Origin of the sequence: Streptomyces sp. NPDC126510 (assembly GCF_040302345.1) — a bacterium.
Taxonomy (GTDB): Bacteria; Actinomycetota; Actinomycetes; order Streptomycetales; family Streptomycetaceae; genus Streptomyces.
Window position 1 is genome coordinate 60,983 of record NZ_JBEORR010000013.1, and the last position, 20,215, is coordinate 81,197.

A 20,215-nucleotide genomic window follows, 5' to 3' on the forward strand; every position below is an offset into this window, starting at 1 on the left:
AGGAAGGCGTACGTAACGTCATGGCTCAGCAGGACACCGATCAGCAGCGTGCGGGCGTGCTCCCCGTCGATGACGAGGGGTACGTGATCGACACGGAGGACTGCGAGGAGCGCGAGGCGGCCTGGCGGGAGCGCGGTACCTCGCGGCCGATCACGGTGGTCGGGAACCCGGTGCTGCACAAGGAGTGCAAGGACGTCACCGACTTCGGCGAGGAGTTCCAGCAGCTCGTCGCGGACATGTTCGCCAGCCAGCGCACCGCCGAGGGCGTGGGCCTCGCCGCCAACCAGATCGGCGTCGACGCGAAGGTCTTCGTCTACGACTGCCCCGACGACGAGGGCGTCCGGCACACCGGTGTCGTCTGCAATCCCAAGCTGGTCGAACTGCCCGCCGAGAAGCGCCGCCTGGACGACAGCAACGAGGGCTGTCTGTCGGTGCCCACCGCGTACGCCCCGCTCGCCCGGCCCGACTACGCCGAGGTGACCGGACAGGACGAGAAGGGCAACCCGATCCGGGTGCGCGGCACCGGATACTTCGCTCGGTGTTTGCAGCACGAGACGGACCACCTGTACGGCTACCTGTACATCGACCGGCTCTCGAAGCGCGAGCGCAAGGACGCCCTGCGTCAGATGGCCGAGAACGAGCCTCGCTACCCCGTGGTGGCCAACGACTGAGACCTCGGCCTCACCAGCCGCACGGCGCCTGTTCGGGTTTCGCACCCGAACAGGCGCCGTTCCTCTGTGCCGTTCGCCTGTCCGTCGCACGTTCGACCCCTGCTGCTCTCCCGGTGATCCGCGGGAAGTCACACAACGGGAGATTCCCGGCGCTGCGGGGTGGTGAATGAAGCAAATACGTTCCCAGAACGGTCAGTTGTAGTGCTGAATGGGATGAGCGGGGTATGCAACGGCGCACGCCCGGCACGAAGGGAGGGGCGCCCGCGCCAACTGGCGGCTGAGAGGGGTTAGTTCGTGCATGCTTTGTCACAGGGCACCACATCGACACCGGTCACGATCGCAGTTCCACCGTCGCTCTCTCTCCCGGTGATCGAGGCGGAGTTTCCCCGGCAACTCCACCCGTATTGGCCGAAGTGCCAGGAGAAGACCCGGGCCTGGCTGCTCGAAAAGCGACTCATGCCGGCGGACAAGGTGGAGGAATATGCCGACGGCCTTTGCTACACCGACCTCATGGCCGGGTACTACATCGGCTCGCAGGACGAGGTCATGCAGGCGATCGCCGATTACAGCGCGTGGTTCTTCGTCTGGGACGACCGTCACGACCGCGACATCGTGCACGGCCGTCCCGCCGCCTGGCGGCTGCTGCGGGACCGGCTGCACTCGGCCCTCGACTCCCCCGGGGAGCACCTGCACCATGAGGACCCACTGGTCGCCGGGTTCGCGGACAGTGTGCTGCGGCTGTACGCGTTCCTGCCCCAGGCATGGAACCTCCGGTTCGCCCGGCACTTCCACGCTGTGATCGACGCGTACGACCGGGAGTTCCACAATCGCACGCAGGGAATCGTCCCGACGGTCGAGGAGTACCTCCGGCTGCGCCGGCTCACCTTCGCGCACTGGATATGGACGGACCTGCTGGAGACGGCTGCCGGCTGTGAACTCCCCGACGGCGTACGGAAACACCCGGCGTTTCGGAAGGCGGCACTGCTGAGTCAGGAATTCGCCGCCTGGTACAACGATCTGTGCTCCCTCCCGAAAGAGATAGCGGGTGACGAGGTGCACAATCTCGGAATCAGTCTCATCACTCATGAGGGGCTGACTCTGGAACAGGCGGTCGTAGAAGTCCGGCGCCGTGTCGAGAAAAGCATCACCGATTTCCTCGATGCCGAGCAGGAGGCTTTACGGTTCGCCGACGACCTCGCCGACGGCACCGTGCGGGGAAAGGAACTGGGCGCCGCCGTGCGGGCCTGTCTGAGCAATATGCGGAACTGGTTCAGTTCCGTCTACTGGTTCCACCACGAGTCCGGCCGGTACATGGTCGACAGCTGGGACGACCGGTCCACGCCCCCGTACGTCAACAACGAAACGGCAGGTGAGAAATGACCGTCGAGTCTGTGAAGCCCGAAACCCCGCCGGCCGTGGAGCTGCGGGAACCGCCCCGGGCGGGCGGTGGTGTCCCGGTCCTCGGGCACGGCTGGAAGCTGGCACGCGATCCCTTGGCGTTCATGTCCCGGCTGCGCGACGACGGCGACGTCGTACGGCTGAAGCTCGGGCCGAAGACGGTGTACGCGGTCACCACCCCGGACCTGACCGGCGCCCTGGCGCTGAGCAACGACTTCATCATCGCCGGGCCGCTGTGGGAGTCCCTGGAGGGCCTGCTCGGCAAGGAGGGCGTGGCCACGGCGAACGGCCCGCGGCACCGGCGTCAGCGGCGCACCATCCAGCCCGCCTTCCGGCTCGACGCCATACCCGCCTACGGCCCGATCATGGAGGAGGAGGCCCACGCGCTCACCGAGCGCTGGAAGCCCGGCGAGACGATCGACTGCACCTCCGAGTCCTTCCGGGTGGCCGTGCGCGTCGCGGCCCGCTGTCTGCTGCGCGGCGAGTACATGGACGAGCGGGCCGAGCGGCTGTGCGTCGCCCTCGCCACCGTCTTCCGGGGGATGTACCGGCGGATGGTGGTCCCGCTCGGGCCGCTCTACAACCTGCCGCTCCCGGCCAACCGCGAATTCAACCGGGCATTGGCCGATTTGCATCTCCTGGTCGACGAGATCGTCGCCGAGCGCCGGGCATCCGGTCAAAAGCCGGACGATTTGCTGACGGCATTGCTGGAGGCGAAGGACGACAATGGCGAGCCGATCGGGGAACAGGAGATCCATGATCAGGTCGTCGCGATCCTCACCCCCGGCAGCGAAACCATCGCCTCCACGATCATGTGGCTGTTGCATATGCTCGCGGAGCACCCCGAACACGCCGACCGGGTGCGCGACGAAGTGCGAGCCGTCACCGGTGGGAGTCCGGTGGCATTCGCAGACGTCCGAGGACTCAAGCACACCAACAATGTCGTGGTCGAGTGCATACGTTTGAGGCCCGCCGTGTGGATTCTGACGCGCCGGGCGGTGCGGGACACGGAACTCGGTGGATACCGTATTCCGTCCGGGGCGGACATCATCTACAGCCCCTTCGCGATCCAGCGCGACCCGAGGTCGTACGAGCGAAACCTGGAGTTCGACCCGGACCGCTGGCTTCCGGACCGGGTCAAGGACATCCCGAAGCACGCCATGAGCCCCTTCAGCGTGGGCAACCGCAAGTGCCCGAGCGACCACTTCTCGATGGCCATGCTGACGCTGATCACGGCGGCGCTGGCCACCAGGTACCGCTTCGAGCAGGTGGCGGGGTCGAAGGACGACGCTCGGGTGGGGATCACGCTCCGGCCGCACGACCTGCTGGTGCGGCCGGTCGCGCGGTGACCGAAGCCGTGCTTCAGGCCGCTTCGGGGCCTCTGAACGTGCGCCGGTAGGCGTTCGGGGTGGTCCCGATCGCCCGGACGAAGTGGTGGCGCAGTGTGGCCGCGTTGCCGAACCCCGTTCGGCCGGCGATCGCGTCCATGGTCTCGTCCGTCGCCTCCAGCAGCCGCTGGGCCAGCAGCACGCGCTGGCGCAGGATCCAGCGGTAGGGAGTCGTGCCCGTCTCCTGCTGGAAGCGGCGGGCGAAGGTCCGCGGGGACATGTGGGCGTGGGCGGCCAGCTGCTCGACGGTGACCTCCTCGTCCAGGTGCCGCTCCATCCACGCCAGCACCTCGCCGATCGTGTCGGCCTCGGGGAGCGGCAGCGGGCGCTCGATGTACTGGGCCTGGCCGCCGTCGCGGTGCGGCGGCACCACCATGCGCCGGGCGATCTTGTTGGCGACCTCGGTGCCCTGCTCCTTGCGCACCAGGTGGAGACAGGCGTCGATCCCGGCGGCCGTGCCCGCGGAGGTGATCACGGGGTCCTCGTCGACGTAGAGCACGTCCTGCTCGACGACCACCTGCGGGTACTGCCGGGCGAGTTCCTGGGCGTGCTTCCAGTGCGTGGCGCAGCGGCGGCCGTCCAGGAGCCCGGCCGCGGCCAGCACGAAGACGCCGGAGCAGACGCTCAGCACCCGGGCGCCGCGGTCGACCGCGCGGCGCAGGGCGTCCAGCAGTTCCGGCGGGAAGTCCCGGTGCGCGTAGCTCTGCCCGGCCGGCACGGCGATCAGGTCGGCCGTCTCCAGCCGCTCCAGGCCGTGCTCGGCCTGGAGCGAGAAGCCCGAGTTCATCCGCAGCACCGGGCCCTCGGCGGAGGCGACCGCGAAGTCGTACACCGGCAGGCCTTCGTCGCTGCGGTCGGTGCCGAAGACCTCGCACACCACACCGAGTTCGAAGGGGTTCACGCCGTCGAGGAGGGCGACGGCCACGTTCTGCAGCATGGGTCCAGTGTGCCTCGCCGTTGGCAGTAATTCGAGGGTCTACGGCAGTACTGCCACTGACGGTAAGGAGTAATCGGCGCGACAGTGGTGTCCATGAACACGAACCAGATCGAAGCACTGATCGGACTGTCCGCCACCTTCGGGATCCTGGTCCTCCTGATCCTCCCGTCCGTGTTCGGCCTGGTGCGCGAGAGGCGCATCGACCGTCAGATCCGGGAGGCCCAGGAGGCCCGCGAAGAGGTGCCGGCTCAGAAGTCCTCGTCCAGGTCGACGGTGCCCTCCACCGCCACCTGGTACGCCGAGGGCCGCCGCTCGAAGAAGTTGGTCAGCTCCTGAACCCCCTGGAGCTCCATGAAGGAGAAGGGGTTCTCGGAGCCGTACACCGGCGCGAAGCCGAGGCGGGTCAGCCGCTGGTCCGCCACGCACTCCAGGTACTGGCGCATCGACTCGGTGTTCATGCCCGGGAGACCGTCACCGCACAGGTCGCGCGCGAACTGCAGCTCGGCCTCGACGGCCTCCCGGAGCATGTCCGTCACCTCCTGCCGGAGCCCGTCGTCGAAGAGCTCCGGCTCCTCCTTGCGGACGGTGTCGACCACGTCGAAGGCGAAGGACATGTGCATCGTCTCGTCGCGGAACACCCAGTTGGTGCCGGTGGCCAGGCCGTGCAGCAGGCCCCGGCTGCGGAACCAGTAGACGTACGCGAAGGCGCCGTAGAAGAACAGGCCCTCGATGCACGCGGCGAAGCAGATCAGGTTGAGCAGGAACCGGCGGCGGTCGGCCTGGGTCTCCAGCCGGTCCAGCTTGTCCACCGAGTCCATCCACTTGAAGCAGAACGAGGCCTTCTCGCGGATGGACGGGATGTTCTCCACGGCCGCGAAGGCCGCCGCGCGGTCCTCCGGGTCGGGCAGGTAGGTGTCCAGCAGCGTCAGATAGAACTGGACGTGCACGGCCTCCTCGAAGAGCTGACGGCTCAGGTACAGCCGGGCCTCGGGGGAGTTGATGTGCTTGTACAGCGTCAGCACCAGGTTGTTCGCGACGATCGAGTCACCCGTCGCGAAGAAGGCGACCAGCCGGCCGATCAGGTGCTGCTCCGCCGGTGACAGCTTGGCGAGGTCGGCGACGTCCGAGTGGAGGTCGACCTCCTCCACGGTCCAGGTGTTCTTGATGGCGTCCCGGTAGCGCTCGTAGAAGTCCGGGTAGCGCATGGGGCGCAGGGTGAGCTCGAAGCCGGGGTCGAGAAGGTTCTGGGTGCTCATTACTGGCAGGCCTCGCAGGACTCGGGGTTTTCCAGGGAGCAGGCGACCGCTTCGGGATCGGGGGTGGCCTGCACGGGGACGGTGGCCTTCGCGGCGCGGGCGATGCGGGTCGCCGGGCGCGAGCGCAGGTAGTACGTCGTCTTCAGCCCGGACTTCCAGGCGTAGGCGTACATCGAGGAGAGCTTGCCGATGGTCGGCGTCTCCAGGAAGAGGTTCAGGGACTGGGACTGGTCCAGGTACGGGGTCCTGGCCGCCGCCATGTCGATCAGGCCGCGCTGCGGGATCTCCCACGCCGTGCGGTAGAGGGCGCGGACGTCCTCGGGGATCCAGGCGAAGTCCTGCACCGAGCCGTTGGCCTCGCGCAGGGCCTCACGGCTGCGGGCGTCCCACACACCGAGCCGCTTCAGTTCGTCCACCAGGTAGGAGTTGACCTGGAGGAACTCGCCCGACAGCGTCTCGCGCTTGAACAGGTTGGACACCTGAGGCTCGATGCACTCGTACACGCCCGCGATCGACGCGATCGTCGCCGTGGGGGCGATGGCCAGCAGCAGCGAGTTGCGCAGACCGGTCGACGCCACGCGCTCGCGCAGGGCCGCCCAGCGCTCCGGCCAGGCCGGCTCGGTGGCGTAGTGGTCGGGGTGCAGCACGCCCCGGGCGGTGCGGGTCTTCTCCCAGGCCGGCAACGGGCCGCTCCGCTCGGCGAGGTCGGCGGAGGCCTCGTACGCGGCGAGCATGATGCGCTCGGCGATGCGGGTGGACAGGGCCTTGGCCTCGGGCGAGTCGAAGGGCAGGCGCAGCTGGAAGAAGACGTCCTGCAGGCCCATCGCGCCGAGGCCGACCGGGCGCCAGCGGGCGTTGGAGCGGCCCGCCTGCTCGGTCGGGTAGAAGTTGATGTCCACGACCCGGTCGAGGAACGTGACGGCCGTGCGGACGGTCTCGTCCAGCCGCTCCCAGTCGATGTCCCCGCCGGTCACGAACGCGCCGAGGGTGACCGAGCCGAGGTTGCAGACCGCCGTCTCCCCGTCGCTGGTGACCTCCAGGATCTCCGTGCACAGGTTGGAGGAGTGCACGACGTGGCCCGGCTCGGCCGTCTGGTTGGCGGTGCGGTTGGCGGCGTCCTTGAATGTCATCCAGCCGTTGCCGGTCTGCGCCAGGGTGCGCATCATGCGGCCGTACAGCTCGCGCGCGGGCAGGGTCTTCTTCGCCAGGCCCTTCGCCTCGGCCGCCCGGTACGCGGTGTCGAACTCCTCGCCCCACAGGTCGACCAGCTCGGGCACGTCCGAGGGGGAGAACAGCGACCAGCCGGCGTCTGCGTTCACGCGCCGCATGAATTCGTCCGGCACCCAGTGCGCGAGGTTCAGGTTGTGCGTACGGCGGGCGTCCTCGCCGGTGTTGTCGCGCAGCTCCAGGAACTCCTCGATGTCGGAGTGCCAGGTCTCCAGGTAGACCGCTGCCGCGCCCTTGCGGCGGCCGCCCTGGTTCACGGCGGCGACCGAGGCGTCCAGGGTCTTCAGGAACGGGACGATGCCGTTGGAGTGGCCGTTGGTGCCGCGGATCAGCGAACCGCGGGCGCGAATGCGGGAGTACGCGAGTCCGATGCCGCCGGCGTGCTTCGACAGCCGGGCCACCTGGTGGTACCGGTCGTAGATGGAGTCCAGCTCGTCCTTGGGGGAGTCGAGGAGGTAGCAGGACGACATCTGGGGGTGCCGGGTGCCGGAGTTGAACAGCGTGGGGGAGGAGGGGAGGTAGTCGAGGCGGCTCATGAGCCCGTAGAGCGCCGCGACCTCGTCCAGTGCGCGCGTGGTGTCGTCCTCGGCGAGGCCGCTCGCCACCCGCAGCATGAAGTGCTGGGGAGTCTCGACGACCTTGCGGGTGTGCGGGTGGCGCAGCAGGTAGCGGCTGTGCAGCGTGCGCAGGCCGAAGTATCCGAAGCGGTCGTCGGCCGCCCGGTCGATCAGCGCGTCGAGGCGGGTGGCGTGCACGCGCACGAATTCGGCGGTCCGGTCGGCGATGAGGCCCTCGCGGTGGCCGACCGCGACGGACTCGGTGAAGGACGTGACGCCCTGCGAGGCGGCCTCTTCGCGGATGCCGATCGTCAGCAGCCGGGCGGCCAGCCGGGAGTAGGCGGGGTCCTCGGAGATCAGACCGGCCGCGGCCTCCGTCGCCAGCTCCCGCAACTCCCGCTCGTCCGCCCGCGCGGACCGGCCCCGCAACGCGGCGGCTGCGACCCTGCCGGGATCGGCGTCGGGGAGGTCGGCGGTCAGCTCGGTCAGGGTCCGCAGCAGCGCGGCACCGGGGGCGTCGTGCTCTTCTTCGGCGGCTGAGACCGGTTCGGCTGGCGCGATGGTCACGTGGGGCTCTCCCTCGCTCGGCACGGGGGCCTCGTCGAGGGCAGGGGGCAGCACACGAGCGCACGCGGCGTCGCGTCCACCGGCCCATTCCACGAGGCCCGGACGTCTGGGCGCACCGGCCGGGTGGCCGGGCGCGCTGTCGGCAGGTCCTCGGACTGACTCCTGTGCGGGCCGGTTCCGGAAACAGAGCGGTTCCGGGAACAGACATGTACAAGTACACCGTTGCGGGACAGTTCCGGATTCGCACCGGATTCCCCTGCGGCGACAGCGAGCATGAGCATACATCTTGTGCCGGGTTCGGGCGGCACCCCCAGATGTTGTGTCGCGGTGGTTTCAGAGCGTCAACTGATAGGTGAGGAGAGTGATCTCTGTCAGCTCCGGCACCGGGTTCCAGTCACGCTCCGGTGTGCGGGTGAAGCCCAGCCGCTCGTAGATGCGGTGGGCCGCGTGCATGGTGCGCTGGGTCGACAGCACGACGCTCCGGCAGCCCGGGGTGGCCCGCGCCCGGTCGAGACAGGAGCGGACGAGGGCCTCGCCGACACCCCGGCCGCGCGCCGCGTGGGAGACGGCGAGCATGCGGATCTCGGCCTCTCCCGGGCCGGCTATGTCGGCCATGGGGCCGCCGGACGGGACGAAGGTGACGCCGCCGAGCACGCGGCCGTCCCTGAGTGCGGCCAGGACCTCCGCGGAGGTCGCCCTTCCGGCGACGTCCCGCAGCACGTGCTGGTACGGGTCGCTGTCACCGAAGTCGAGGAGGTTGTCCTGGAGGTAGGCCTGGACGGTGATGGCGCCGAGTTCGTCGTATTCGGTGGGTTCCACGGGGCGGATCAGGAGGTCCATGGCGTGAGTGTGCACGACAGCGGGCCGCCGAGGGTGCTTGCCCCTCGGCGGCCCGCTGCCGGTTGTGTGTGGTTGCTCGCGCCCACGCGGCGGAGCCGCAGACTGATACGGTCCCGCGCCCCTGAAGGCCCTTAGTGCGAGGTACCTGCTGTCGCAGGCGGGAGCTCCACCTGGACGCCGGGGTCGCCCGCGTCCGCCGTGTAGTCCTCCGGCTTGGTCTCGTCGACGCCGTCGGGGGCCTTCAGGGCCCTCAGGACGAAGGTCAGGACCACCGTCACCACCACGTTCAGGACGAACGCCGTGAGGCCGATGTAGCCGATCTCCCCGATGCCCGGGATCTCCTTCGCGGAGCCGCCGAAGTGCTTCTGCGTCGGGGAGGCCACGCCGTAGGCCGCGACCGTGCCGTAGACCATGCCGACCGCCCAGCCCGCCAGCAGGGCCCAGCGGTGGAACCAGCGGGTGAACAGGCCGCCGACCAGGGCCGGGAAGGTCTGCAGGATCCAGATGCCGCCCAGCAGCTGGAAGTTGATGGCGACCGTCTTGTCCATGGTGAGGACGAAGGCCAGCGCGCCGACCTTCACCAGCAGGGAGACCAGCTTGGAGACCTTGGTCTCCTGCGCCGGAGTGGCGTCCGGCTTGATGAAGTCCTTGTAGATGTTGCGCGTGAAGAGGTTCGCGGCCGCGATGGACATGATCGCCGCCGGCACCAGCGCGCCGATGCCGATCGCCGCGAACGCCACGCCCGCGAACCAGTCCGGGAACATCGTCTCGAACAGCTGCGGGATCGCCAGCTGCCCGTTCTGCACCTTGATGCCGGCCGCGATCGCCATGAAACCGAGCAGCGCCAGCAGACCCAGCATCAGCGAGTACAGCGGCAGGATCGTGGTGTTGCGGCGGATCACCTCACGGCTCTTCGAGGACAGCGTCGCCGTGATGGAGTGCGGGTACATGAAGAGCGCGAGGGCGGAGCCCAGCGCCAGCGTGGCGTACGTCCACTGGCCCGGCTCGGCCGGTGTCAGCGCACCGCGCGGCGCGCCCGTCGCCGGGTTGGTCTGGCTGTACGCCTCGCCGGCCTTGGCGAAGATCTCGTCGAAGCCGCCCAGCTTGATCGGGATGTAGATGATCGCCACCGCGATGACGATGTAGATCAGCGTGTCCTTCACGAACGCGATGAGCGCGGGGGCCCGCAGACCCGAGGAGTACGTGTACGCCGCGAGCACGCCGAACGCGATCAGCAGCGGCAGGTCCTTGACGAACCAGTTGGTGTTCTCACCGCCACCGACGCCCATCACGTCCAGCACGGCCTGGATGCCGACCAATTGGAGCGCGATGTACGGCATCGTCGCCAGGATGCCGGTCACGGCCACCGCCAGCGACAGGCCCTTCGAGCCGAAGCGGCCGCGCACGAAGTCGGACGTCGTGACGTAGCCGTGCTTGTGGGAGACCGACCACAGGCGGGGCAGGAAGGTGAAGATCAGCGGGTACACCAGGATCGTGTACGGCACCGCGAAGAAGCCTGCCGCGCCCGCCGCGTAGATCGCCGCCGGCACGGCGACGAAGGTGTACGCCGTGTACAGGTCGCCGCCGAGCAGGAACCAGGTGATCCAGGTGCCGAACGAGCGGCCGCCCAGGCCCCATTCGTCAAGGCTGTGCTCGTTCTCGGCCTTGCGCCAGCGCGCGGCCAGGAAGCCCATGACCGTCACGGCCAGGAAGAAGAAGATGAAGACGCCGAGCGCGACGCCGTTCACACCGTCCTTCACTGCGACGCACCGCCCTTCGCGGCCGAGCGGGCGCGCTGGTCACGCTGCCACAGCTTGTAGGCGATCATCGTCAGAGCGGTGGAGATCAGTACCCAGGCCACCTGGTACCAGTAGAAGAACGGGATCCCGATGAAGGCCGGGTCGGTCTTGGCGTACGAGCCGACCCACAGCATGGCCACGAAGGGCGCTATGAGGCAGACGGCGATGACGACGCGCACAGGCGTCACCACCGGCCCTCTGCTGGCTTCCGGGGCTTGCGACATCAGGCGGCTCCGTCCCCTTGGTGATCACCTGTGGCGCAGGCAATCTAGGTCAGGGTGAGGCGGGAACGGAACCCCTCGTCCGCAATGCGGTACCCAACCGAAACCAGGCGTCAGCAGCGAGGGAAGCCCTGCGGTGCGGTTACTCGGCAGGCCGCTTGAGTCGGGCCACGAACTTGTACCGGTCCCCCCGGTAGACCGACCGCACCCACTCCACCGGCCGGCCGTCCCGGTCCAGCGAGTGCCGGGAGAGCATCAGCATCGGCAGCCCGACGTCGGTGCCCAGCAGACCGGCCTCGCGCGGGGTCGCCAGCGACGTCTCGATGGTCTCCTCGGCCTCGGCGAGCCGGACGTCGTAGACCTCGGCCAGCGCCGTGTAGAGGGACGTGTACTTCACCAGTGAGCGCCGCAGTGCCGGGAAGCGCTTCGCGCTCAGGTGGGTGGTCTCGATGGCCATCGGCTCGCCGTTGGCCATGCGCAGCCGCTCGATGCGCAGCACGCGTCCGCCGGGCGTGATGTCGAGCAGCCCGGCCAGGCGGTCGTCGGCGGTGATGTAGCCGATGTCCAGCAGCTGCGAGGTGGGTTCGAGGCCCTGGGCGCGCATGTCCTCGGTGTACGAGGTCAGTTGCAGCGCCTGCGAGACCTTCGGTTTGGCGACGAAGGTGCCCTTGCCCTGGATGCGCTCCAGCCGGCCCTCGACGACCAGCTCCTGCAGCGCCTGGCGCACGGTCGTGCGCGAGGTGTCGAACTCCGCCGCCAGCGTGCGCTCGGGCGGGACCGGCGTGCCCGGCGCCTGGGTCTCCGTCATGTCGAGCAGGTGCTTCTTCAGGCGGTAGTACTTGGGCACGCGCGCGGTCCGGACGGGCACCCCGTTCTCGTTCTCCGCACTGCTGACGTCGGTGCTCATGCTCCGCCTTCCCGGCCCGGTCTGCCGACACGATCCCACTTGTATACCGTCGGCGTCTCTTTTGGTCTAGTCCACCATTCCCTGTGGTCTACCCGCAGTATGCCGTGTCCCGCTCGGGTTTTCGCTGGCTTCTTACTTAAAGGTTCCTGCATATGTAGGTCGCATAACGGCTGGTCAGGGCCGTATCGGGGCCCTTGACAGGCCTTCTGGTCTGGTCCAAGCTCCCCGGTACTGGTCTACACCATTGGTCCAGGCCCGGCCCCACGTTCACTGCGGGGAGCCAGGGGGGTTGTGGGATCCCTGAGGAGGGTGGCGTGAAGCGCAAGCTGACAGCCGCGATCGGTATCGCGGGCATGATGGTCTCCATCGCGGCATGCGGGGGCGAGGGCGGCGGGGGCTCCGACAAGGGCGCGGACGCCAAGGAGCTGACCGTCTGGCTCACCGTCGACGCACAGAACAACTGGCCCGCACTGGTGAAGGCCGCCGACGCCGCGGTGCAGAAGAAGCACCCCGGCCTCAAGATCAACCACGAGTACTACGGCTGGCCCGACAAGAACGCCAAGCTCGACGCCGTCCTCGCCACGGACAAGGCCCCCGACGTGGTCGAGATGGGCAACACCGAAATGCTCGGCTACATGGTCAAGGGCGCCTTCGCCCCCCTCGACCAGGCGAAATTCGACAACTCCGACGCCTGGCTGGACGGCCTCAAGGCCTCGGTCACCTACGACGGCAAGACCTACGGCGTCCCGTACTACGCCGGCGGCCGCGTCGCCAACTGGCGCAAGGACGTGGCGGCGTCCGTCGGCGTGAAGTCGACGCCGAAGACCTACGAGGAGCTGACCGCCGCCCTCGACAAGATCCAGAAGAAGCAGGGCGACAAGTTCAGCGCCTGGTACCAGCCCACCCGCGACTGGTACGCGGCCATGTCCTTCGTCTACGACGCGGGCGGCGCCATCGCCACCGAGTCGGGCGGCAAGTGGAAGGCCTCCCTCTCCTCGCCCGAGTCCATCAAGGGTCTGAAGGAATTCGAGAACGTCGTCGACTCCTACATGCACGGCGACAAGACCAAGGACGAGTCCGACCGCTACATCGTCTACGGCCAGGGCAAGTCCGCCATGATCTTCGCGGCCGCCTGGGAGGGCGCCACCGCCGAGGACCCGAAGAACGACAAGACCGGCAAGCTCAAGGGCAACCTCGAGAACTTCGTGATGCCCGGCCCGTCCGGCAAGAACATGCCCGTCTTCCTGGGCGGCTCCGACCTCGCCGTGCCGGTGAAGTCCGACGCGCAGGCCCTGGCCGCCGAGTGGATCAACGCGTTCACCGGGTCCTCCGGGCAGAAGGGCCTGATGGCCAAGGGCAACCTGCCCAACAACAAGACCGACCTCGCGACGCTCAAGAACGACCCGAAGACTGCCGTCCCCGCCACCGCGGCCGAGTCCAGCTGGTTCGTCCCGATGGCTCCCGGCTGGGGCCAGGTCGAGAAGGCCCAGGTCCTGCAGACCATGCTGCAGAGCATCGGCACCGGCAAGAAGTCCGTCGAGGCAGCCGCCAAGGAGGCGGACGCCGCGATCGACAAGGTCATCAACACCAAGTGACCTGAGCGCAGGGCCCCGTCGCCTCCCCGCAGTCCTCGACGGGGCCCTGATTCACGAACGACCTGAGGGACCGTCAAGGAGCGCGCGATGAGTGCCGCAGAGACCACCACCACCGCCAAGGTGCCGCCACCGCGGCAGGCACCACCGCCGCCTCCGAAGGACCGGCGGCCCCGCGGACAGCGCACGTCGGGCGGGGCCTCGGTCCCCTGGCTGCTGCTCGCGCCCTGCCTGCTGATCCTCGCCCTGGTCATGGGCTATCCACTGGCCCGCCTGGTCACCCTGTCCTTCCAGAAGTTCGGGCAGTCCCAGCTGTGGGGCTTCCAGCCGGCCGAGTCGGTCGGGTTCGACAACTTCGCCGCGGTGCTGGGCGACGGCGAGTTCTGGGCCGTCGTCGTGCGCACGATCGTCTTCGCGGCCGGCGCCGTCGTCTTCACCATGGTGATCGGCATGGCGCTCGCCCTGCTGCTCCAGCGGGTCTCCGGCTGGCTGAAGATGCTGATCAACATCGTGCTGGTGGCGAGCTGGGGCATGCCGGTGATCGTGGCGACCACCGTCTTCAAATGGCTCTTCGACTCGGACTACGGCGTCTTCAACGCGTTGCTCAGCAAACTGCCCGGCGTCGAGATGGTCGGCCACAACTGGTTCGCGAGCGGCCCCGAGGGCCTGGCCGTGATCATGCTGCTGGTGATCTGGGGAGCCGTGCCGTTCGTGGTCATCACCCTCAGCGCCGGTCTCACCCAGGTCCCGAAGGAGCTGGAGGAGGCAGCCCGCCTGGACGGCGCAAGCTCCTGGGGCGTCTTCCGCTTCGTCACCCTGCCCGTCCTCAAGCCGATCATCGTGATGCTCACGACCCTGTCGGTCATCTGGGACATGGGCGTCTTCCCCCAGGTGTTCGTCATGCGGGGCGGCCACCCCGAGCCGGAGTTCCAGGTCCTCAACACCTACTCCTACGACCGGGCGTTCGTGGTCAACGACTACGCCCAGGGCTCGGCCATCGCGCTGATCACCGTCCTGCTGCTGCTCGGCGTGGTCGCCGTCTACATGCGGCAGATGCTGAAGATCGGAGAGGTCGAATGAGCACACTCGCCGGAGCGCGCCGCCGCAGGAACCCCCGGCTCGGCTGGAACCTCCTCGGTCTCCTGGTCTTCCTCGTCGCGGGCTTCCCGCTCTACTGGATGCTCAACACGGCGTTCAAGCCGGCCAAGGACGCCATCGACCCCGATCCCAGTCTGCTGCCGACCGGCTTCACCCTCGACAACTTCGGCCGGGCGCTGGACATCGCCGACTTCTGGGGCCCGGTGGGCCGCAGCCTGGTGGTGTCGCTGGCCGTGGTCGTCATCGGCATGGTCGTCGGACTGCTGGCCGCGCTCGCCATCTCCCGGTTCGCCTTCCGCGGCCGCAAGATAGTGATCGTGGGCATCCTCGCGGTCCAGATGGTCCCGCTGGTCGCCATGATCATCCCGGTGTTCCTGCTGCTCAACGCCCTGGGGCAGTACGACCGGCTCACCGGCCTCATCATCACGTACCTGACCTTCATCCTCCCGTTCACGGTGTGGACGCTGCGGGGCTTCATCGTCAACATCCCGAAGGAACTGGAGGAGGCGGCCATGGTCGACGGCTGCTCGCGCACCGGCGCCTTCCTCCGGGTCGTCTTCCCGCTCCTGGCCCCCGGCATGGTCGCCACCTCGGTCTACGGTTTCATCCAGGCCTGGAACGAGTACCTGTACGCCCTGATGCTCCTCAGCCAGAAGAACCAGACCGCGACCGTCTGGCTCGGCAACTTCACCACCAAACACGGCACCGAATACGCCCCGATGATGGCCGGCGCCACGATGATGGCCGTGCCGATCGTCGCCCTCTTCCTCCTCGTCCAGCGCAAGATGGCCGCGGGCCTGACCGCGGGCGCAGTGAAGGGATGACCTCACCCGATGACGACACTCGCCAACGGCACCGACACGCTCACCCGCGACGCCCTGACGGTCCTCCAGCCCGGCTTCACCGGCACCACCGCCCCCGACTGGCTGCTGCGCCGGCTCGGTGAGGGCCTGGCCTCCGTGGGGCTGTTCGGCCGCAACATCGCCTCGCCGGACCAACTGGCCGCCCTGACCGCCCAGCTGCGGGCCGAGCGCGACGACGTCCTCGTCGCGCTCGACGAGGAGGGCGGCGACGTGACCCGCCTGGAGGTGGGCAGCGGCTCCTCCTTCCCGGGCAACCACGCGCTCGGCGCGGTCGACGACGTGCAGCTGACCCACCAGGTCGCCCACGAGCTGGGCCGCCGCCTCGCCGCCTGCGGCGTCAACCTCAACTGGGCCCCGTCCGCCGACGTGAACTCCGACCCGCGCAACCCGGTCATCGGCGTCCGCTCCTTCGGCGCCGACACCGACCTGGCCGCCCGGCACACCGCCGCCTACGTCACCGGCCTGCAGTCCGCCGGGGTCGCCGCCTGCACCAAGCACTTCCCGGGGCACGGCGACACCGCCGTCGACTCCCACCACGCCCTGCCGCGCATCGACGTCCGCGCCGAGGTGCTGGCCGAGCGCGAACTGACCCCGTTTCGCGCCGCCATCGCCGCCGGAACCCGGGCCGTCATGAGCGCCCACATCCTGGTCCCCGCGCTGGACCCCGACCACCCGGCCACCCTCTCCCGCCGCATCCTCACCGGCCTGCTCCGCGAGGAGCTCGGCTACGACGGCCTCATCGTCACCGACGGCATGGAGATGCAGGCCATCGCCGGCACCTACGGCATCGAACGCGGCAGCGTCCTCGCCATCGCCGCGGGCGCCGACGCGATCTGCGTGGGCGGCGGCCTCTCCGACGACGCGACCGTGCTGCGCCTTCGGGACGCCCTGGTCGCGGCCGTGCGGGCGGGTGAACTCCCGGAGCAGCGCCTCGCCGAGGCCGCCGAACGGGTACGCGCACTGGCCCGCTGGGCGGACACGCCGGGCCGCCCGGCCGACAGCGCCCACGGCACCGAGATCGGCCTGCACGCCGCCCGCCGCGCCCTCACCGTGACCGCCGCGCCCGGCCTCGGCAGCCCCGGCTCCTTCAAGCCCCTCACGGAACCGCCCTACGTCGCCGCCCTCACCCCCGTCGCCAACATCGCCGTGGGCGACGAGACACCCTGGGGCGTCGCCGCGGAGCTCGTCCACCTCCTGCCGGGCACGGTGACGGGCCGTTTCTCCGCCGGGGACGGCCCGGAGAACGCGGCCGGTGAGAGCGCCGGGCGGGCGGCACTGGAGGCGGCCGGCCCGCGCCGCATCGTCGCGGTCGTCCGCGACGAACACCGCCACCCCTGGATGTCCTCGGCTCTCGACACCCTGCTGGCGGCCCGCCCCGACACCCTCGTCGTGGAGATGGGCGTTCCCCAGGCCGACCCGCGTGGAGCCCTGCACATCGCCACCCACGGCGCGGCCCGCGTCTGCGGCCGGGCGGCGGCCGAAGTGATCGCCGGGATCACGGGGCTGTGAGTGCCGGGGGACGTGCCATGACGTCCTACGGCCGCGGCGAGGCCTGGGAGGACCACCCCGGGGGATGGCCCGAGAGCCGCGACGCGTGCTGGTCCTGACGCCCGGACGCCGCCGGCAACGCCACCGGGGCCCGGCCGGCCGCCCCGTGCCCCAGTGGACCCGCCCTCGTGTGCCCCCCCCCGTCAAGGCCCTCGGCGGGCAAGGGCATCACCACTGACGCACCTTCGCCTGAAGAGGGCGGTCTCAGCCGCGCTGGCAGTTGTAATCCTGCGTCTGCATGTAGTACTTCTTATACATGAGCGAGCAGGTGCACAACAGGTTGGCGGTGGTGCGCGCTGAACACAAGGTGTCGCGCCAGCGCCTGGCCGAGGCAGTGGGAGCCCACTACCAGACCATCGGCTACATCGAGCGGGGGCAGTACAACCCGAGCCTCGACCTGGCGCTGAAGATCTCGAAGTTCTTCGGTCTGCCGGTCGAGGCCCTGTTCTCCCTCGAACCGTTCCGCCCGCTCACCGACGAGCTCTACGGGAGGAAGCAGACATGACGACGACCCGCCTGACCCGGTACGACCAGAGCATGCTGCGGCTGATGAACGACCGGCGTGCAGCGGCCTGGCACGCAACGGCGGCGCGCCGCCGTCCGGCCGTCTTCACCCACGTCGTCCTCACCGTCGCCATCGGCAGCCTGATGACCCACTTCTGCCTCGCCGAAGGCGAGCCCCTGTGGGCCGTGGCCGTCATGTCGGTGCTGCTTCTCCCTTGGATGGTCGCGACGGGCGTGATCAACGGCGCCACCCGCGGCCTGCTGGAACTGCGTGAACGCGCCTTGGACGAGCGGCAGTCGGCGGAACGCACCCGCGTCCTGGCCCGGGCCCACCGTGTGACGACCCTGCTCCTGGCCGCGGCGGCGGTCGCCCTGCTCACCACGGGCGGGATCGCCGGCGACGCCCCCAAGGCCTACGCCGCGCCCCTGCTCATCGCCGTCCTCGTGGTGCACCACCTGATGCCCCTGTGGGTGGCCGGCTGGCGCGCCCAGGACGAACCGACCGACGACGACGTCCTGGAGGCCGGGGCCCTGGGCCGATAGAGCCTGCTGCCCGGATCGGGAGCCGGGCAAGCCCAGGGTGCTCGGGTGCTGTCCGGTGCCGATGGGACCCGAGGACACCGAAGGGGCCCGAGGGTGCCGAAGGACCGCCAAGGACGCGGAAGGCTGCGAGGGCGCCGAAGGCGGGCCTAGATCCCCTGCCAGTCCGGCTTGTTCGCGTAGGTGTGGCGGAAGTAGTCCGCCAGCTTCAGCTTCGACGCGGCGGGCTCGTCGACGACGACGGTCGCGTGCGGGTGGAGCTGGAGCGCGGACGCGGGGCACACCGCGGCGATCGGCCCTTCCACCGTCGCCGCGACCGCGTCCGCCTTGCCCTCGCCGGTGGCGAGCAGCACCAGGTGCCGCGCCTCCAGGATGGTGCCGATCCCCTGAGTGATCACGTGGTGCGGCACCTGGCCGATGTCACCGTCGAAGAAACGCGCGTTGTCGATCCGGGTCTGCTCGGTCAGCGTCTTGATCCGCGTCCGCGACGCCAGCGACGAGCACGGCTCGTTGAAACCTATGTGCCCGTCCGTCCCGATGCCGAGCAGCTGAAGGTCCACACCCCCCGCGTCCGACAGCGCCTTGTCGTAGGCCTCGCACGCCCCCGGCACGTCCGCCGCCGTACCGTCCGGGCCCGTGAACTGCTCCATCCCGATCCCGAGCGGCTCCAGAACCTCTCGCCGCAGCACCGACCGGTACGACTCCGGATGATCGGCGGGCAGCCCCACGTACTCGTCGAGCTGCGCGATCCGCGCCCGCCCGACCTCCACCGCGCCGGAGCGCACCTTCTCCGCCAGCGCCTCGTAGACAGGCAGCGGTGTCGAGCCCGTGGCCACGCCGAGCAGAGCGTCGGGCTTGCGCCGGAGCAGCTGTGCCATGGCCTCGGCGATGAGCTCGCCGCCCGCCTTGGCGTCCGGAACGATGACAACTTCCACGCTGGGCCTGCCGATCTGAGAGGACTGCTCAACTGGGACCGGACCCGGGAGGGGTCGTGTGGTTTAGACCAATCTAACAGAGCGGTCCTGCCGCTCCCAGGGTGCGTAGGGGCGCTCCCACGCGGGTGGCGCTGCTGTGCCGGCCAGGGCATCAGGGGGTGAACAGCGCGGGCTGCACAGGGTGCGGACATGCCGGTCAGGCCTCCCGGGCGGGCGGTGTCCGGCCCGGGGGAGTGGAATGGGGTCTGCACCCGGCCCGCCCCCGGAAGGAAGCCGCCATGACCGCCGCAGCCACACCGGACCCCTTCAGCGAACTCCCGGGCCGGACCATGGCCCGCGAGATGGCGGAGCAGCCCGCCGTCCTGCGCCGGATCCTGTCCGAGGGCGCCCCCGCCATCCAGGACGTGGCCCGGCGGATCGCCGCCCGCACGCCCCGCTTCGTCCTGCTGACCGCCCGCGGCACCTCCGACAACGCCGCCCTGTACGCCAAGTACCTCCTGGAGATCCGGCTCGGCCTGCCCTGCGGACTCACCTCGATGTCCACCACCACGGCCTACGGCGCCCGGCCCGACCTCACCGACGTCCTGGTCGTCACCGTCAGCCAGTCCGGCGGCTCCCCCGACCTGGTCGCCTCGACCCGCGCCGCCCGTGAGGCGGGCGCCATCACGCTGGCTGTCACCAACAACCCGGACTCACCGCTCGCCGGTGTCTCCGAGTACCACATCGACATCATGGCCGGGCCCGAGAAGGCCCTCCCCGCGACCAAGACGTACACGGCCTCCCTTCTCGCGCTCTACCTCTTCGTCGAGGGCCTGCGGGGCGGCGACGGCGCGCCTGCGCGGGTGTTGCCGGAGCTCGCCGAGCAACTGCTCACCCGTCAGGGGGAGGTGCGCACGCTCGCCGCCCGCTACCGCTTCGCCGAGCGCATGGTGATCACCTCCCGCGGTTACGGCTACCCCACGGCCAAGGAGGCCGCCCTCAAGCTGATGGAGACCAGTTACATCCCCGCCCTCTCCTATTCCGGCGCGGACCTGCTGCACGGGCCGCTCGCCATGGTCGACAACGTCTCCCCGGTCATCGCCGTGGTGACCGACGGCAAGGGCGGTGAAGCCCTCCAGCCCGTCCTGGACCGGCTGCGCGGCCGCGGCGCCGACCTCGTCGTCATCGGACCCCGGCACCAGGTGGAGCAGGCCTCGGCCGGCTTCGTGCTGCCCACCGACGACGTGGCGGAGGAGGTCCAGCCCGTGTTGGAGATCATCCCGCTCCAGCTCCTGGCCTACGAGGTCACCATCGCCCGGGGCCAGGACCCGGACGCACCGCGGGCACTGGCGAAGGTGACGGAGACCCGCTGAGGAGGGCGCACGCGT

19 protein-coding genes, 1 pseudogene and 1 riboswitch are annotated in these 20,215 nt (G+C 69.5%); of the genes and pseudogenes, 12 read left to right on the top strand and 8 right to left on the bottom strand.

What is annotated here, in order from left to right; genetic code table 11:
- The first annotated feature begins 20 nt into the window (after positions 1 to 20).
- From def to ABTX60_RS20050, 3 genes are all read left to right on the top strand, one after another.
- The gene (def, locus tag ABTX60_RS20040) at positions 21 to 671 is read left to right on the top strand and encodes a peptide deformylase (RefSeq protein WP_104784983.1); all 651 of its coding nucleotides are present in this window, start codon (positions 21 to 23) and stop codon (positions 669 to 671) included.
- Between the two features lie 294 nt (positions 672 to 965).
- On the top strand, positions 966 to 2,051 hold the full coding sequence (gene cyc1, locus ABTX60_RS20045) for an epi-isozizaene synthase (RefSeq protein ID WP_352098350.1): 1,086 nt from the start codon (positions 966 to 968) through the stop codon (positions 2,049 to 2,051).
- Positions 2,048 to 3,418 (top strand): bifunctional albaflavenone monooxygenase/terpene synthase, encoded by a 1,371-nt coding sequence (locus ABTX60_RS20050; protein ID WP_352098351.1) that lies wholly within the window; start codon positions 2,048 to 2,050, stop codon positions 3,416 to 3,418. Before cyc1 ends, ABTX60_RS20050 begins: the two co-directional genes overlap by 4 nt.
- Positions 3,419 to 3,431: 13 nt before the next feature.
- On the opposite strand, the gene ABTX60_RS20055 is transcribed toward ABTX60_RS20050, so the two are convergent.
- Positions 3,432 to 4,394: a GlxA family transcriptional regulator gene (locus tag ABTX60_RS20055; RefSeq protein WP_352098352.1), complete on the bottom strand. Its 963-nt coding sequence runs from the start codon at positions 4,392 to 4,394 to the stop codon at positions 3,432 to 3,434.
- A gap of 93 nt (positions 4,395 to 4,487) precedes the next feature.
- Here ABTX60_RS20055 and ABTX60_RS20060 point away from each other — a divergent pair, with 93 nt between their 5' ends.
- Entirely contained in the window at positions 4,488 to 4,730 is a 243-nt protein-coding gene (locus tag ABTX60_RS20060) for a hypothetical protein (protein WP_352098353.1), read from the top strand.
- On the opposite strand, the gene ABTX60_RS20065 is transcribed toward ABTX60_RS20060, so the two are convergent.
- The 6 genes from ABTX60_RS20065 to ABTX60_RS20090 form a co-directional block, all read right to left on the bottom strand.
- Complete coding sequence (locus ABTX60_RS20065) at positions 4,643 to 5,650, bottom strand: ribonucleotide-diphosphate reductase subunit beta (RefSeq protein WP_352098354.1); 1,008 nt, start codon at positions 5,648 to 5,650, stop codon at positions 4,643 to 4,645. The two genes, ABTX60_RS20060 and ABTX60_RS20065, sit on opposite strands and share 88 nt — an antisense overlap.
- A complete protein-coding gene (locus tag ABTX60_RS20070) occupies positions 5,650 to 8,001 on the bottom strand; it encodes a ribonucleoside-diphosphate reductase subunit alpha (protein ID WP_352098355.1) in 2,352 nt (783 codons plus the stop codon). Before ABTX60_RS20070 ends, ABTX60_RS20065 begins: the two co-directional genes overlap by 1 nt.
- 124 nt (positions 8,002 to 8,125) lie before the next feature.
- A riboswitch (cobalamin riboswitch) is annotated at positions 8,126 to 8,282 on the bottom strand.
- Positions 8,283 to 8,334: 52 nt separating this feature from the next.
- Positions 8,335 to 8,841, bottom strand: coding sequence for a GNAT family N-acetyltransferase (locus ABTX60_RS20075; RefSeq protein WP_352098356.1), 507 nt, complete (start codon positions 8,839 to 8,841; stop codon positions 8,335 to 8,337).
- A 131-nt stretch (positions 8,842 to 8,972) separates the two neighbouring features.
- Positions 8,973 to 10,601, bottom strand: a complete 1,629-nt coding sequence (gene mctP / locus ABTX60_RS20080) for a monocarboxylate uptake permease MctP (protein WP_352098357.1) — start codon at positions 10,599 to 10,601, stop codon at positions 8,973 to 8,975.
- The gene (locus tag ABTX60_RS20085) at positions 10,598 to 10,864 is read right to left on the bottom strand and encodes a DUF3311 domain-containing protein (RefSeq protein ID WP_352098358.1); all 267 of its coding nucleotides are present in this window, start codon (positions 10,862 to 10,864) and stop codon (positions 10,598 to 10,600) included. Before ABTX60_RS20085 ends, mctP begins: the two co-directional genes overlap by 4 nt.
- 139 nt (positions 10,865 to 11,003) lie before the next feature.
- Complete coding sequence (locus ABTX60_RS20090; RefSeq protein WP_053672402.1) at positions 11,004 to 11,768, bottom strand: GntR family transcriptional regulator; 765 nt, start codon at positions 11,766 to 11,768, stop codon at positions 11,004 to 11,006.
- Between the two features lie 314 nt (positions 11,769 to 12,082).
- Here ABTX60_RS20090 and ABTX60_RS20095 point away from each other — a divergent pair, with 314 nt between their 5' ends.
- From ABTX60_RS20095 to ABTX60_RS20125, 7 genes and pseudogenes are all read left to right on the top strand, one after another.
- On the top strand, positions 12,083 to 13,363 hold the full coding sequence (locus ABTX60_RS20095; RefSeq protein WP_352098359.1) for an extracellular solute-binding protein: 1,281 nt from the start codon (positions 12,083 to 12,085) through the stop codon (positions 13,361 to 13,363).
- Positions 13,364 to 13,450: 87 nt separating this feature from the next.
- The gene (locus ABTX60_RS20100; RefSeq protein WP_352098360.1) at positions 13,451 to 14,440 is read left to right on the top strand and encodes a carbohydrate ABC transporter permease; all 990 of its coding nucleotides are present in this window, start codon (positions 13,451 to 13,453) and stop codon (positions 14,438 to 14,440) included.
- Positions 14,437 to 15,282 carry a carbohydrate ABC transporter permease gene (locus ABTX60_RS20105; protein ID WP_352098361.1) on the top strand — a complete coding sequence of 282 codons (846 nt, stop codon included), beginning with the start codon at positions 14,437 to 14,439 and terminating at the stop codon, positions 15,280 to 15,282. The genes ABTX60_RS20100 and ABTX60_RS20105 overlap by 4 nt, the downstream gene beginning before the upstream one ends.
- A gap of 9 nt (positions 15,283 to 15,291) precedes the next feature.
- A complete protein-coding gene (locus ABTX60_RS20110) occupies positions 15,292 to 16,830 on the top strand; it encodes a glycoside hydrolase family 3 protein (protein WP_352098362.1) in 1,539 nt (512 codons plus the stop codon).
- A pseudogene (locus tag ABTX60_RS20115) lies at positions 16,797 to 17,047 on the top strand (hypothetical protein); the annotation flags it as partial. The gene ABTX60_RS20110 and the pseudogene ABTX60_RS20115, both read left to right, overlap by 34 nt.
- A gap of 78 nt (positions 17,048 to 17,125) precedes the next feature.
- Complete coding sequence (locus ABTX60_RS20120) at positions 17,126 to 17,374, top strand: helix-turn-helix transcriptional regulator (protein ID WP_352098363.1); 249 nt, start codon at positions 17,126 to 17,128, stop codon at positions 17,372 to 17,374.
- Positions 17,371 to 17,916, top strand: a complete 546-nt coding sequence (locus ABTX60_RS20125) for a hypothetical protein (protein ID WP_352098364.1) — start codon at positions 17,371 to 17,373, stop codon at positions 17,914 to 17,916. The genes ABTX60_RS20120 and ABTX60_RS20125 overlap by 4 nt, the downstream gene beginning before the upstream one ends.
- 146 nt (positions 17,917 to 18,062) lie before the next feature.
- Here ABTX60_RS20125 and nagB read toward each other — a convergent pair whose 3' ends face one another.
- Entirely contained in the window at positions 18,063 to 18,848 is a 786-nt protein-coding gene (gene nagB, locus ABTX60_RS20130; RefSeq protein ID WP_352098365.1) for a glucosamine-6-phosphate deaminase, read from the bottom strand.
- 278 nt (positions 18,849 to 19,126) lie between these two features.
- Between nagB and ABTX60_RS20135 the strand changes: the two genes are divergently transcribed.
- Entirely contained in the window at positions 19,127 to 20,200 is a 1,074-nt protein-coding gene (locus ABTX60_RS20135; protein ID WP_352098366.1) for an SIS domain-containing protein, read from the top strand.
- Positions 20,201 to 20,215: the final 15 nt, after the last annotated feature.